Raw genomic sequence first — 14,764 nt, forward strand, 5'->3', positions numbered from 1 at the left:
CCTGTGCGCGACCATCACTGGCAATGCAACGGAGACGAGGGAGCATAGGACATTTGCACCGCTAGACATATCGGCACCACTTGACCCTGAAAAAGTCGCTCTGGGCCGGATGCTCTTCTCCGATCCTATTCTCTCAAGCCGGCAGATGATCTCATGCTCGTCCTGCCATGATCTCAATGAAGGAGGTACGGTCAGACTTCCGCGTACAGTAGGCTATGATGGGAAGGAGCACCGCTTCAACGCCCCCACGATCTTCAATGTCGCTAAGAACTATCTTCTTGGTTGGCGCGGAGAGTTCAAGTCGCTAGAAGCACTCAATGAGAAGGTGTTGCTGGACGTGAACCTAATGGCTGCCGACTGGGCCATCCTTGAAGCCAGACTTAGCAGCAGCCCGATATACTCTCAATGGTTCAATCGCATTTACGGACACGGCCCCGATAGAGTCAGCCTACTCGACGCATTGGTAACCTTTCAGCGCTCACTCATAACCCCGAATGCTCGCTTTGATACCTACTTGCGCGGCGACAGTTCGGCGCTTAGGCCCGCTGAGCTAGAGGGCCTACATCTCTTTATGAGCTATGGCTGTGCCTCGTGCCATCAAGGCATGAACCTAGGTGGGAATATGATGCAAAAATTCGGGATATTCCCGCCAACGTCCCAGCTGGACGCTGTGATTGTGCCATCTGAAGGAAAGTCCCCCATAGGTCACGGTTGGGACGAGAGCCTGTTTCGAGTACCTAGCCTAAGAAACGTCGCCGTAACCGGTCCATACTTTCATGACGGACGCGTCGAGAGTCTCTCTGAAGCAGTTTCAATCATGGGGCAGCGCCAGCTGGGCCGAACACTTTCCAGTCCCGAAATTGAAGCCATTGTGGCTTTCCTGAATACACTCACTGGTGAATACGATGGACGTAAGCTCCATGCCACGGCTCCAGCCACGGCCAACAATCGTTGAGTTCTGGCGGATTGCACTGCTCGCACTTGGAGCTGCGGTCTTCGGCCTACTCGCCGTCAGAGATACCCCATCAAGAAAGACGTATGAAGAGATCCTCACCGTACTACGGGTCGTGGACACAACCCACGCCTCTCTCCAGCGAGATGTACTACAGTCACGGGCGGGTCTTCTAAGAAACTACGACCCTCTGGTTGCGTCAGTTGCCGACCTCCATGCAAGTGCGACGAAGCTGGGAACACTGCTCAACCGGAGCATGCAGGATGGCATATCCGACCTTAATGAGGAGCTTTCAAATGTACTCTCGGCAATCCAAGCAGATGAGAAGCTCGTAGAGCAGTTCAAGACCAGCAATGCGCTTCTTAGGAACTCACTCGAGATTTTTGGGCAGCTACTCGGGCAGCTTCATCGAAGTACGTCGCCTCACGGGCAACCGGTCGAGCGAACTGGAGAGCTGGGCAATCTGATGATGCGGTTTGCAGCGGATCCGTCAGCCGACCTTGAGCGTAGAATTCGAGCAGAACTCGACGCGCTTCTAAGATCTGGGGCTGGTCGGGTGGACTACGTTCGCGCTCTCCTATCACACGCAGATCTGATATTGCGAATACTGCCTCAGGTCGACGAAACCACGATGGCCATCCAGGCGTCGCAGACTTTGTCAGAGGCGCAGATCCTCCGCGAGCGATATGTTGATGCCTATGAGAACATGAGCCTTCAGTCTGCGCGGATGAGATTGATATTCGGCTCGATCTCGCTTGCGCTGTGTGGCTTTATCGCAATGTTCGTCTTCCGCCTCAGAGCTCATACTCAGAGACTTACGCAACAGCTCGAATTCGAGAGCATCCTTGATCAGGTGAACCGCCGCTTCGGTGCATCGTACATTACCATGGGGCTTGCCGTTGAAGATGCTTTGGACATCCTCGGCAGCTTCTTCGAAGCACAGAAGCGTACTTTTGTGATAATCGACCCTGAGAGTGGAGAGGTTCAGCATGCCTTCGGTTCTCCAGCTGACGAGGTCATCGAAAGTCTCATCGCTGAGGCGCGAGCCAAGTCAGCGGTGGCCCAACCGGACTATTCGGCCTTGGCTGATGACCTGGCACGGCCATGGGGAGGTAGTGATCCCATGTACATCACTCGTGGAACCACGGTCGATGCAATCGTAGTAATTCAATTCGACGGCCGGTCTGCGGCGTTGCTGCGGCTGAGCGTCGATCAGCTTCAGTTGAACGCAAATGGCAAAGTCCGGCGGCTACTTGGGCAGGCTGCGGACTGCCTTGCGTACTGCGTAAGGTCCGTCCGGGATCGGGAGGAGAGGGAGGCGCTCCTCGCAAGGCTCGAGCACTCCCAACGCCTAGAGGCGGTTGGAACCTTAGCAGGCGGGATTGCCCATGAATTCAACAACGTACTACTTGCGATGATGGGATACAGTGAGATGGCTCTCGAAGCGAGCCAAGATGGCTCACAGTCAGGCCGTTACATCCAGGAGATCATCCATAGCGGCCAGCGTGCAAAGCTAATCATCGACCAGATCCTAGCCTTCAGTCGAAAGAGTGAGCGGCTAAGCAAGCCATTTGACTTATGTGAGGCTGTGCTTGACGTTATTCCCCTATTGCGTGTGTCTCTTCCAAGTCAGATCTCATTGGAAACAAACATTCCAAATCGTATCCCAGCGGTGGCGGGACATCCGATCGAGGTTCAACAAATCCTCATCAACCTTTGCCGAAACGCAGCTCAAGCTTGTGGGGAAGCTGGAACCGTCACTATCTCGGTTTCAAGCACTGAGGTGCGCGCAAGGACAACACTATCGCATGGCTCTATCCCGCCCGGCTCCTACGCCGTGCTGCAGGTCTCCGATACGGGTAGCGGAATCGATGCAAAGGCGCTGCCTCACATCTTTGACCCGTTCTTCACTACTCGATCTGAGACCGGAGGTACAGGACTCGGGTTAGCGGCTGTGCATGGGATGGTTGCGGGCATGGCTGGGCATATTGATGTCCAGAGTCGTGTCAACGCGGGAACTCGCTTCGACCTCTACTTTCCTGTGACACATCGAAACCCGATTGCGATCAGTCACTTCCTGACTGATCGACCAGTGCCTATTGGGGCAGGGCAAACCGTCTTGGTTGCGGAAGGCGATCAGGAAGCGCGGTCGATGTACGAGGAGAAGGCAGCTGCCCTCGGCTACGAGGCCATCGGCGTTGGTAGCTTAGATGGTCTTCATACCTGGCTATCGAAGCCTAACAACACTGCCGACCTGATCATCTTCGATACCACCCTGTGGCCCGATGTGCCCAACTTGTCGAACATCGTTCAAACATTTTCTCCCACTCCGATTATTCTGCTACTCGACTCGGCAAATTCAGCTGCAATTGATAGGAGGTCGCTCAGTCAGGTGCGTTTCCTCCGGAAGCCAGTAACGACAGCCCGTCTAGCGTGGGCGATCTCAACAACACTCGGCGAAGCTAGATGGGCAAGTTAGCAGATGGGACCTCCAGAGATATAAGACAGAGGGCTGTTCCAACTCTCGCCCTCTGACGCTGCCCGTAGTCTGATGCGCCAGCATCTACCGTTCTGAACGCTGGCGATAGCTGCATCTCGATAGAGAGATTGGGCGCGCGTTGGAGAATCTGACTACCATGAAGTCAGTAGCGCGAACGACTTACAGCCCACTGCGCCACGGAAGGGAGACTTTGCCTGTCGCTGAAGAGAGCGTTCGTTGAACGAGACCTTGGATCAGTTTAAGTAGTAACTAATATCCTGCATCGCGCACCCGAGTTGGTGGCCGCCCGCGGTGCTATCGGCCGCAGCACGAGCCCCGCGAGCGTACGAGCGCTACCTTGCAGAAGGGGAGCAGTGCCTCTTAATTGAGAGGCTGGATCCTGCTAAGCGCCAACAATGAACAACCCTCAATGTGCTATCGGGTATCGGTATGCGAATCGCACGCTGAGCCGCAAAGCTCCGTACAGGCGGAGAACTTGTGTAGGCGTCCTCTCAGTCTAGGGTCAAATTGTCGGTGATGTTCCGAATTGCAACCCGAAGTGTCGGCTTGCTTGCACCGCTTATCTGTAGTGTCACTGGACCAGGACCGAGCACAAACCGAATACTTTTCCGCACTTCCAAACAATCCATGCTTCCTGTATGACCTTGCGACGTTATCCGGACACCACCTTGGATAACGTCCACCCATGCCTTTTCCGAAAGAGTGACCTGATACACGCCCGGTTTGTCGGGCGGCGGAAGGAACATCAATCCACCCCATCCACTCTGCATCGGCGTTTCTGGCGTGACCACAAACCTCACATCCGGAAGCGGCAGTAAGACAAGATTTAGCCCGCCTTCAAGGAAGGTGGCCAGTGAGGCTCCCGAATGAAAGGACGGCAAGTCTGAGGCCGCAAACCATTTCCTCTCAAGAGTCACGGGCCAGGCGAACGAAGCACATCCGTTAGTCTGAGCCCTGCTTGGGGCTCCTGCTCCGCCAAGGGTAGAAGCTAGCAGAATCGCAAATATCGCGCTGCAGTGAGTGATTTGGGCGTCGCAGGGCTTCTTCATCGTCGCAGTCCGTCTTGGCCAAGTGGCGGCTCAAGTATTGTGCGGAATGAACCCGATGTCTTGATAAATTCTGTTTCGGTTGTAGCACTTAGATCCTGTCTGACGGCCTACGAAACTGCGTAGGGCTGCGGCTGTTGCCTTGGTGAGGCTGATCAGGGCGGAGGCCTGCGATGCGGCGGCATGAACTGAGCGATGCCCAATGGGAGCTGATTGCGGATCTCATGCCCAGGGCCGGTCGCCATGGCGGCGGGCGGTGGCGGGATCACCGGCAGGTGGTCAACGGGCTGATGTGGAAGCTGTGTACCGGAGCGCAGTGGCGCGACCTGCCTGAGCGCTACGGCCCTTGGCAAACCGTCTATGAGCGCCTGACCCGATGGCGGCGCGAAGGGCTGTTCGACAGGATCCTGGATCGGCTCCGGCTCAAACTGAATGCCGAGGGGCTGATAGACCTGGATCTGTGGTGCATCGACAGCACCTCGGTGCGGGCCAGCCGCTCCGCGGCCGGAGCCCGTAAAAAGGGGATCCGCAGGAGCCGGACGACCATGCGCTCGGCCTCTCGCGGGGCGGCTTCGGCACCAAGATCCACCTGGTGAGCGATGGAGCGGCCTCCCGCTGGCCTTCACCCTCACACCCGGGCAGCGCCACGAGGTGCGGGTCTTCGAGACGACCCTGAAGGCGGTCCGCCTGCCCAGTCCGAAAGGCCGTCCACGAACAAGACCCAAGTACTTGGCTGGCGACAAGGCTTACAGCTATCGACCTGTCTTCGCCGATCTGCGGCGGCGTCATATTCGCCCCGTGATCCCGCCTCGCACCGGCGGCAACATGGGCAAGGGCTGCGCGCGGGCTTTCGATCCGGACCTCTACCGCAGGCGCAACGTCATCGAGCGCTGTGTCGGATGGCTGAAGGGCTGTCGCTCGATCGCCACCCGGCACGAGAAGCTCGCCTTGAACTTCGCCACGATGGTGAAGCTCGCGTTCTTGCGCCAGTACCTGCGCATGCTCAGGCCGTCAGACAGGAGCTAGGTGCGAGTAGGCATCGCCATGTGCTCTATCTTACCACATTGCGCCCTTGTAGTCTGAAGGCACAGAAATCGCGAGCCTCATCCAGCCGCAACAACCGGAATTGACACCTTCACCAGCACAGCAGTCGGAGCAGGCACATCGGCTTACCGTGGGGGAGTAGCTGCCCGCCAAGGACGCAAGCCCATAGCTCTACACAGATACTACAAACCGGAGACGAGCAACTCAGAGATGCATGCCTGGCAGCTGAATGCAGCCCGCTAAGATCAGGACTCATTGGATGAGGTAGAATGCGACGGCCGCTACGATGCAGATGGCTGAGAAGGTGCGAGCGCCGCGGACACAGTGGGTTGCAATCCGGCACCGATCTTTGAGCTTGGCGAACGTGTTCTCGGCCTTATGGCGCTGGCGATACAGCGTCTTGTCATTGGCGTTGGGAGCTTTCCAGTTCTTGGTGAGTGCCACCCGGAACCAGCTGCTGTCACAGCCCCGGCCGGCCATCAGCGTGGAGCTGGATGGCAGCGCATCCACGATGAGCGGCGTCCATTGTGGTCGCTCATCTGCCCTTCTGACAGCAGCAGGATGATGGGCCGCCCCCCGCATCACAGACGGCGTGGGGTTTGGAGTTCAGGCCGCCTTTCGTGCGCGCGCAACGACCGGGAGCATCCCTTTTTGAGCAGGCTCGCCGCCGTGCGGTGCATCTTCAGGTGGGAGGCATGGATCTGGCCCGCTCGGGCCTGGGCCCCTCGCCGGCCAGCGCTGCAAAGGTCCGGTCGAATGCGCCGAGCCGGCTCAAGCGCATGAACCTGTTGTAGAAGGTCTTGTGCCGCCCGTACTCTTTCGGTGCGTCCTTCCACTGCAGACCATTGCGGATCACGTACACGATCCCGCTGACCGCCCGGCGGTCATCCGCGCGCGGCACTCCACGAGCCAACGAAAAACACGGCGGTACCCGCGCCATCCGGCGCTCGCTCTGCAGAAGCTAATCACTCATTTAAGCCTCCTCAACGGGAGGCGCTGAATCATACCTCAATCCAAATTAGTAGGCCCTCAGCTTAGCCATAGGAGCCGGAAGCTTGGTTATTCCCCTCGAGGCGGCGCAGGCACCTGCTCAGAGTGTTTCATTTGTAATTCACGCCGCGCGAACTGCAATAACATCGAAACGCCGGGCTCGATATCCTTATCCGATCTTGAATGATGAGGGATCTCGGGCGCGCTTGTGAGGTCAAGTCAGTGGCCCTACTTCAATCAGGGGCAGTGATCAACAGACAGTAGCCCAGAATGTGCAGCGCCTTGGTCAAGAGTGACCCGCGTAGTGGACTGTGTCTGCGCAACCTAGGAAACATCGCTCAGATCATTGAGGGCGCTGACATGAATGTAGAACTATCCCGAGCAAAACTGCTCTGAGAGAACCGAGTCCATCCGTTAAACGGTGCCTCCTACGTGGCTCCATTATTGGAGCGAACCTCGCTTCGGCAGCGTCGTCAATGTCGTCTTGCTCGAACTCGATACTCAAAGGTCATACCATGAAACAGGATTATGAAGTCTCAAGTCACGACCGCGCGGTGGCAGAGAATCAATCGTGCCTCCGCCACCTCCTGACGTATGGGTTCGATTTTATTGTCTGCGGCGCCGGCTCCGCTGGTTGCGTCGTGGCGGCGCGCCTTGCCGAGCGGCACGATGCCTCTGTGCTGCTGCTGGAGGCGGGAGGAGGCGATATGTCCCCCGCGCTTGTGGAGCCAGCTCTGTGGCCGCTGAACCTCGGCTCTGAGCGCGATTGGGCTTTTGAGAGCCAGTCCTGCTCGCAACTTAATGGACGCCGCCTGCCACTAAACATGGGAAAGGGGTTAGGTGGCGGCTCGAGTATCAACGTCATGGTCTGGGCGCGTGGACATCAGGCTGACTGGGACTATTTTGCTGCGGAATCTGGCGATCCAGCATGGGGCTATGCATCAGTACTTGATTATTATCGTAGGATTGAGGACTGGCGAGGCGAGGCGGACCCGCTGCGTCGCGGTTCCGGCGGCCCTGTGTATGTGGCGCAGCCAAAGGCACCAAAGCCGGTCGCTCTTGCGATGGTTGAGGCTGCAAGCCTCATAGGGGTGCCCCAGTTCGACAGCCCAAATGGAGAGATGATGGAAGGGCCCGGCGGGGCTGCTATTGCCGACTTGCGGATCCGTGATGGAAAGCGGGAGTCGGTTTATCAGTCTTACACCTATCCACGTATGCACCAGCCGAACCTTACAGTGCTGACCAACGCCTTGGTATCGCGTCTGCTATTTGACGGCAACAGGGTTATTGGGGTTGAAGCCTTGCTCGGTGACAGGCTGGTAAAACTCACCGCACGCTGCGAAGTAGTTCTGTCCCTTGGCGCCGTCAACACGCCTAAGGTTCTCATGCAGTCCGGCATCGGCCCGCAGGATGAGCTACGCACTCACAGGATCCAGGTGGTCCAACACCTGCCAGGCGTTGGCCACAATCACCAGGACCATGTGGCTTTCGGCTGTACGTGGGAGTACTTTGAGCAGCAGGAGGTCGGCAGTGGCGGTTGCGAAGCGACGTTGTATTGGAAGAGCGACAGCCGTCTGGATTCCCCGGACATATTGCACTGTCAGCTCGGGTTTGCGGTGCCTTCGCCAGCCGAGGTAGGCCTACAAGCCCCCGAGCATGGATGGACAATGTTTGCTGGTCTGGCTCAGCCTAAGAGTCGAGGCCGCGTGCGTCTGTCAGGCCCGAACCCCACAGATGCGATGCTGATCGAGCCGAACTCTCTCAGCGAGCCCGAGGATATGGCCGCTGCGCTGGCGACCGTCGAGCTGTGCCGGGAACTCGGAAACAATCCGGCATTTGGCAGGATCGTGCGAAGGGAAGCCGTGCCGCGGTCGCGCGATCGTCGCAACATGGAACAGTTTATCAGGAACTCAGCGGTGACATACTGGCACCAATCCGGCACGGCCAAGATGGGCCGCGACGCGATGTCGGTGGTCGACAGTCAGCTCCGGGTCTACGGCATTGATAATCTGCGCATCGCTGATGCGTCGATTATGCCAAGGATTGCTTCAGGAAACACAATGGCTCCTTGTGTTGTCATTGGTGAGCGTGCAGCTGATATGATCCGCGCGTCCCATGGCCTGGCGGCTTCCTCGAACCGGGAGGTGGTGGCATAGCGGATTAGGTCGTAGGAGCTGGCATTCTCGTGTCGGCTCCTCACCATTCTGTCTCCTCATATACATCTTTGCATCAGGGCTCACTCAGCTACTGCGCTGCGATGGCGTCTCGCCGCCTCTGTGTGCGGGAACGATAGGTTCAGCAAAAAGAGACAGTTGGTCAGCAGCCCGAAGATGTATCTCTGTATTGCGATGCAGAGGGGACCTTTCTAGGCTGCCGTCCGCGGGTCATTCCGTATTCGACAGCGGCTCTAGGTCTTCGAGCCAATCTATCGATTTTTGCAGCTGCTATTTGTCACCGGTTCCTAACACCTGCGAATCAAGCCCGAAACAGCTCGGAGGCTTTCGATGGTTATGATGAGACATGAAACCTTCTGCTATCAGCGCCTCACGACAGTTTCAGCTGACGTCAGCGCGACGTACAGGTTGGGAGGCAGAATTTGAGAATTCTTATTGTGGGAGCTGGTATAGCAGGGCTGGCATTCGCACGTGCCTTGGAGCTAAGAGGCATCGTTCCAGATATTGTCGAAAGACGAGCCATATGGGGCGCGAAAGGCACTGGGCTTTTCCTTCCCGGCAATGCCTCAAGAGCCTTCTCTCAGCTCGGCCTCCTTCCGGACATTACTAAAGTTGCAGTGCCCATTCGCCATCAGAGAGTTCTCAGTCATCGCGGCGAGGAGTTGCACAACATAAACACTGAGAGATTCTGGGCCGCATGCGGTCCATGCCTCGCTCTAAGCCGTGCAGATATGCACTCGCTTCTCCGGAGAGGTCTGGAAAGGACCTCAATTGAAATGTCGAACTCAGTCAGGCACATCCGGCAGGAGCCAGATGGATGCGAGGTCACATTTGGGAACGGAGAGACAAAGCGGTATGAACTTGTCGTCGGAGCGGACGGCATTCGATCGCGCGTGCGTCAGATCGCGTTCCCAAGTGCAAGTCCAGCATATACCGGAAACGTTTGTTGGCGCTTCGTTGCGGAGAACGTAGTAGGGGTTGATAGCTGGACCGCAATGATAGGCAGGCGTCAGACACTCCTTGCCATCCCAATCAGCCCTTCTAAAGTCTATGTCTACGCGGATCATGCGGTAAACCTGAGTACTGCATGGAAGTACTCCGGCTCGATCAATCTAGAGCGGCTTTTCTCTAAGTTCTCTGGGCCGCTTTTCCCACTTGTGAAGAAGCTGCCTCCTCAAGCGGACTTGCATTTCAGTCATATCGAGTCTGTATCGATAGGCGACTGGCGGAAGAAGCGAGTCGTGCTTATCGGCGACGCAGCGCATGCGTCCTCGCCAAGTATGGCGGAGGGAGCTGGATTGGCGTGCGAGGATGCTCTTCTCTTGGCTAAAGTCATCTGCGAAAACGCGAACGTCGATGAGGCTCTCGATATCTTCGTCAGACAGCGTGAGCGACGCGTTTCTTGGGTGCACAAACAATGTGCTGCCCGCGACCGGATGCGAACCCTCCCCACATTCATCAGTGGTCCTTTGTTGAAGTACTTTGGCGCTTCTCTCTATGAGCGAAGCTACCGGCCGCTCCTCGCGCAAATCTAGAGCGTGGAGCGGTTGCGTGGAGTCGGGATAGCTGATTCCATGGAGCTGGTCGTGATTGGCCGGGAGGTGTCCCATGCCAGCTCCTCTATCCCAGGACTTGCGCGAGCGGATCGTGCGTGCGGTGGAAGGCGGATCTTCCATCCGACAAGCGGCCTCGCGTTTTGACGTGAGCCCCTCTGCGGCTGTCAAACTGATGGAGCGCCACGGTCCACGCCGATGGATCACCTCGGTCTTGAAGAGGCAGATGACGGTTTCCGCCAGAGCATTGTCGTCGAGTCGCCGACACTGCCGACCGACGGCCCAAACCCCGCCTTGACGAGGCGCTCGGTGTACTTGATCGACACGTATTGAACTCCCCTTTCGGAATGGTGGATGAAGTTGGCTCGCTAGGGCTGCCGGTCATGGAGAGCCTGCTGCGAATGTCTGATCCGATGCTCCTGAAGGGGTGAACCCGTCCCGAGCCACTAAGTTGACGGCGCCCGGGCGGCTATCTCCGCTCCGAGATTGACCGGCCGCGCGAACACTTCCGACCTTTGCGCACGAACCGCTTTGATCCAGACCGGTTCCAGAACTCTTATCGTACAATCCTGGAGAGATTCCCGCGCAGCCCCAAGCCGGCGATCGTAGGAGCGGAATAGGCCATCTCACACAAGACTCTTCTGGAACCTATCGAGGAAGACACGGAGCTTGGGAAGGACTTGCCGCCGCGACGGGAACACGGCCCAAATCGCGAGATCGCGCGGCGATGCACCCTCGATTGGCACAGGCTTCAGGCTGCCGTTCGCCAGCTCGTCTTTGACATCCCAGGCGGAGAGCTGCGCCAGTCCAAGACCCGAGACGCAAGCGGAAAGGAATCCGTCGACACCACTGGATGAGAAGCGGCTGCTTACCCGAATCGATCGCTCCTTGCCGTCGACGAGAAACTGCCAGTGAGTGAAGTTGGAGAACGTCAGGCATTCATGGTGTTCGAGGTCTTCGATCGTCCGCGGCTCTCCATTCCGTTCCAGATATGAAGGCGCGGCGTAGATCAGCTTCGGATTGTCCACTAGCCTGCGCGCAATGAGACCTGAATCCTTGAGAGGCGCGATCCTGATCGCGAGATCCACTCCGGAGGCGACGATATCGACGACGGCATCATTCAGGTCGAGGTCGATCCGAAGCGCCGGATTTTCATTGAGCAGTTCGTGGACGATCGGCATGATCCTCTTGCGGCCAAGCGTTACAGGTGCCGTGACCCGTAGCAGTCCGGTTGCGCCGCCCTCGGTCGGACTGAGCGCCGCCCGCGCGGCTTCCTGCGTATCGACGATCTCGCTCGCGAATGGCAGGAACGCCTCGCCCTCTGGTGTCAATGCCAAGGATCGGGACGTCCGATGGAACAAGCGGACGCCCAGTTCCTCCTCTAGCGCCGCCAGCCTTCTGGTCGTGGACATCGGCGTCAGCTTGAGGCGCTTCGCTGCCCCGGAGAGACTGCCTGTCCGCACTGCGCTGAGGAAAACTTCAAGGCCCTGAGAGTTCATTCATTACCTACCGAAATTCGTTATCATGCATCACGCAATGCGCACATGGTAACGGACTACGGCAAAATCTATGTTCTGTCCATAGACCCGAACGAGGCACCTATGGCAAACGATCCTCTTTTTGAATCCCTTAAGCTCGGCGCTCTTGAGCTCAAGCACCGTGTCGTGATGGCGCCGCTAACCCGCATGCGCTCGAAGCAGCCTGGAAACATCCCCTACGACCTCAACGCCGAATACTACGGGCAGCGTGCCAGCGACGGTGGGCTGCTGATTACCGAGGCGACCGACATCAGTCCGCAGTCACATGGCTACAACTGGGTCCCCGGTATCTACACGCTGGAACAGACCGAGGGCTGGAAGGCGGTTACCGCCGCAGTTCACGCCAAGGGCGGCATGATCGTCAATCAAATCTGGCATGTCGGTCGAGTGTCTCACACGTCGCTCCAGCCAGAAGGAGCACTGCCAGTTGCCCCTTCAGAAATCTCGGCTCCTGGCGAGATTTTCACCTCGGAAGGCAACCCGGTTCCGTTCGAGACGCCACGCGCCTTGCAGCTTTCAGAGATTGACGCCATCAAGGCCGATTTCGTTCAGGCTGCATTGAATGCCCGGTCAGCAGGTTTCGATGCTGTCGAGGTCCATGGAGCAAATGGCTATCTGCTGGACCAGTTTCTCCATAACGGTAGCAACAAGCGCACTGATAAGTACGGTGGCCCAATGGAGAACCGCGCCCGACTCTTGCTCGAAGTCGTAGATGCGATCGGGGCGGCGATCGGGGCGGATCGCGTCGGCGTGCGCCTGTCGCCCTGGTCCAACATCCTCGGCATGACGGACACCGACGGCGTCAGGCTGTGGGAATACGTCATTGCCGAACTGGGCAAGCGGAATCTCGCCTATCTCCACTTGATCGAGCCTCGTTCTGACTTCACAAATGATGAGAAGCCGCTCGACATGGATGCACCTGATGTTGCGGCTCTGTTCAAGAAGGCATTCGGTGGCCCGATCATTTCCGCAGGTGGATTCCAGCCGGCGACGGCACGTGCGGCAGTTACCTCCGGAAACTCGGATGCCATCGCGTTCGGCCGCCCGTTCATCGCCAACCCAGACCTTCCGAAACGCCTACGCCTCAACGCACAGCTAAACAAGCATATCCGCGCGACCTTCTATGGCGGTGGCGCGGAAGGCTACACGGACTACCCGTTTCTCGACCAAGCTGCTGCCTGATTGCCGCCAGATGCTGCTCGCGGCGATGGGTCTTGGGTTGGCCAGCGTCACCCAAGTTCAGCCAGGAATGAGAACCCTATGTGGGGAGAGACGAATGACGATCTTGAACGACCTGTTGGATAGATAAAGGAGGACGATATGACTGATTCAGTGCTGAATGGCATCGACACGGCGGCTCTTGCTGGGTTCGTCAAGGAGATAGAGTCCGCCCCGGACAAGAGTGTCGTTCGCTTCGAGGTCGCTACCGAGTGGCAAGGCGGCACAAAATCCGTGACGAAGGTTGCGGGCTACGAGCTTTCGGGAACGCGGATTGATCGCGAGTTTCAGATCGCAGCGGATGAACCGACGGAACTGCTCGGCTCGAATTCTGCTCCCAACCCTCAGGAGTTGCTCCTTGCGGCGATGAATTCGTGCATGACCGTTGGAATTGCTGCGACGGCAGCGGCGATCGGTGCGACGATCAATTCGCTTACGATCCGCACGTCAGGTGCCCTCGATCTTCGAGGTTTTCTCGGCATCGAGGATGATGTAAAGCCCGGCTACGAGGCCATAGACTATGAGGTCATCATGGATGGTGATTTCACGCCCGAGCAATTCCAAGAAATCCACGACGCAGTAGTCAAAACCTCGCCCAATCGCTGGAACATCGCCAACGCCATCAACCTCAAGCCAAAGCTCACCTCACTCCGAGCGCTGGCCAGTGCGACGGGGAACGCCGACTGATATGAAAGCACAGCTTCTCTACATCACTGATCCCTAGAGATTGCTATGGACCGGCGGTAGGGTAACGATCAGGCAGTGCGGCATTGCTTCATGCAAGGGTTACCTGTCCGACGTTTCCGGTGATACGTGGACGCTGGCCGACCTTATCTGACTCGGATGTCAGAGCATTCCGGCCAGCGTGAGCATGCCCTGCGCGAGGTGTTCAACGGGCTGCGCTACGTGATCAAGACCAGCGTGCTCCGACGCTAAATGCTTTTGGCCTGGCGCCTTGGGCGTTGGTCTATCACCAGGCGCAGCGTGCTGACAGCACAACCGCAGAGGTGCGAGCCACGCAGTGTTCATGTCACAGCCCGATGCAGTGTCACGTTCGATTGAGAATGCTGCGAAAGCTTTTCCGAAGTGATTTTGTACTGCTCCAGATTGCTCCGGGGCAATACTCAGCAATCAATGTTCCCGAATGCTAGATCGAAACACGTATTGGCTCACTTGTGAAATGAGAGAGAAACATGGATGCAGTTTCTCTTTTCCACACTTGCATCAGAAGGAGAGATCCATGTTTGACGTATCTCCGAAGAAGCGGGCCTATACGGCGCGAGGAGCGAGCTTGGGCGCTTCGAGTATCCAGACCGTGCGTCCCGGTTCAATGAACTCACCAACCGGTTGGTTTGAGCATATCGAAAGCCCGGCGGAGCTTGTGAAAATCGCCAAGCGTCATGACGCTTCGAAAGGGTATCGCTCCGATCTAAAGCAGTGTCTCAATGACAACATGCACTTCTCGATCGCTGTATTGCAAGAGGTGATTGAACTTGTAGATGACCTGCGAACGGCTTCCCCAAACAGCGCGCTCGCTGCAGCCGCCGAGGCAAAGATCGGCTGTCATTTGTTGTTTGCTGAGCGGAGTGGGACGCTAGGCGGGTGATGGGCGGTTCGGGTTTGTCTGCCCGGTCCGACGGCATGAGGCTGCGCGGGCGTTTCGACGGCTTTCAATTGTAACATGACGGTCATGCTTGAGATGGCTGCGAAACGCCAAGCTGCAAGAGCTGCCGGCGAACCGCTCCGGCG

8 protein-coding genes and 3 pseudogenes are annotated in these 14,764 nt (G+C 57.5%); 8 read left to right on the forward strand and 3 right to left on the reverse strand.

Going from position 1 to position 14,764, the window contains the following annotated elements; genetic code table 11:
* The 3 genes and pseudogenes from LG661_RS22265 to LG661_RS22275 all read left to right on the forward strand — a co-directional run.
* On the forward strand, positions 1-955 hold a 955-nt coding region (locus LG661_RS22265; RefSeq protein ID WP_230534203.1), incomplete at its 5' end, for a cytochrome-c peroxidase.
* Positions 906-3,431: a two-component system VirA-like sensor kinase gene (locus LG661_RS22270; protein ID WP_230534204.1), complete on the forward strand. Its 2,526-nt coding sequence runs from the start codon at positions 906-908 to the stop codon at positions 3,429-3,431. The genes LG661_RS22265 and LG661_RS22270, both read left to right, overlap by 50 nt.
* A 1,240-nt stretch (positions 3,432-4,671) precedes the next feature.
* Positions 4,672-5,524 (forward strand): annotated as a pseudogene (locus LG661_RS22275) (IS5 family transposase).
* Between the two features lie 270 nt (positions 5,525-5,794).
* On the opposite strand, the pseudogene LG661_RS22280 reads toward LG661_RS22275, so the two are convergent.
* A pseudogene (locus tag LG661_RS22280) lies at positions 5,795-6,482 on the reverse strand (IS5 family transposase).
* 565 nt (positions 6,483-7,047) lie between these two features.
* Between LG661_RS22280 and LG661_RS22285 the strand changes: the two are divergent.
* Together LG661_RS22285 and LG661_RS22290 are read left to right on the forward strand one after the other, a co-directional pair.
* On the forward strand, positions 7,048-8,688 hold the full coding sequence (locus LG661_RS22285) for a GMC family oxidoreductase (RefSeq protein ID WP_230534205.1): 1,641 nt from the start codon (positions 7,048-7,050) through the stop codon (positions 8,686-8,688).
* Between the two features lie 440 nt (positions 8,689-9,128).
* The gene (locus LG661_RS22290) at positions 9,129-10,241 is read left to right on the forward strand and encodes an FAD-dependent monooxygenase (protein ID WP_230534206.1); all 1,113 of its coding nucleotides are present in this window, start codon (positions 9,129-9,131) and stop codon (positions 10,239-10,241) included.
* A gap of 195 nt (positions 10,242-10,436) precedes the next feature.
* On the opposite strand, the pseudogene LG661_RS22300 reads toward LG661_RS22290, so the two are convergent.
* Positions 10,437-10,654, reverse strand: a pseudogene (locus LG661_RS22300) (IS3 family transposase); the annotation flags it as partial.
* A 231-nt stretch (positions 10,655-10,885) separates the two neighbouring features.
* On the reverse strand, positions 10,886-11,758 hold the full coding sequence (locus LG661_RS22305; RefSeq protein WP_230534207.1) for a LysR family transcriptional regulator: 873 nt from the start codon (positions 11,756-11,758) through the stop codon (positions 10,886-10,888).
* Positions 11,759-11,860: 102 nt separating this feature from the next.
* Between LG661_RS22305 and LG661_RS22310 the strand changes: the two genes are divergently transcribed.
* The 3 genes from LG661_RS22310 to LG661_RS22325 all read left to right on the forward strand — a co-directional run bounded on the left by LG661_RS22310 (position 11,861) and on the right by LG661_RS22325 (position 14,621).
* Entirely contained in the window at positions 11,861-12,979 is a 1,119-nt protein-coding gene (locus tag LG661_RS22310; RefSeq protein WP_230534210.1) for an alkene reductase, read from the forward strand.
* Between the two features lie 138 nt (positions 12,980-13,117).
* Positions 13,118-13,702, forward strand: a complete 585-nt coding sequence (locus tag LG661_RS22315) for an OsmC family protein (RefSeq protein ID WP_230534208.1) — start codon at positions 13,118-13,120, stop codon at positions 13,700-13,702.
* A 553-nt stretch (positions 13,703-14,255) separates the two neighbouring features.
* A complete protein-coding gene (locus LG661_RS22325) occupies positions 14,256-14,621 on the forward strand; it encodes a hypothetical protein (protein WP_230534209.1) in 366 nt (121 codons plus the stop codon).
* Positions 14,622-14,764 lie beyond the last annotated feature (143 nt).

The organism is Microvirga roseola (assembly GCF_020866965.1).
Classification (GTDB): domain Bacteria; phylum Pseudomonadota; class Alphaproteobacteria; order Rhizobiales; family Beijerinckiaceae; genus Microvirga; species Microvirga roseola.

Coding starts and splice junctions, on each gene's coding strand:
- LG661_RS22270 (WP_230534204.1), top strand. CDS start 906: ATGGACGTAAGCTCCATGCCACGGCTCCAGCCACGGCCAACAATCGTT.
- LG661_RS22325 (WP_230534209.1), top strand. CDS start 14,256: ATGTTTGACGTATCTCCGAAGAAGCGGGCCTATACGGCGCGAGGAGCG.
- LG661_RS22285 (WP_230534205.1), top strand. CDS start 7,048: ATGAAACAGGATTATGAAGTCTCAAGTCACGACCGCGCGGTGGCAGAG.
- LG661_RS22305 (WP_230534207.1), bottom strand. CDS start 11,758: ATGAACTCTCAGGGCCTTGAAGTTTTCCTCAGCGCAGTGCGGACAGGC.
- LG661_RS22315 (WP_230534208.1), top strand. CDS start 13,118: ATGACTGATTCAGTGCTGAATGGCATCGACACGGCGGCTCTTGCTGGG.
- LG661_RS22310 (WP_230534210.1), top strand. CDS start 11,861: ATGGCAAACGATCCTCTTTTTGAATCCCTTAAGCTCGGCGCTCTTGAG.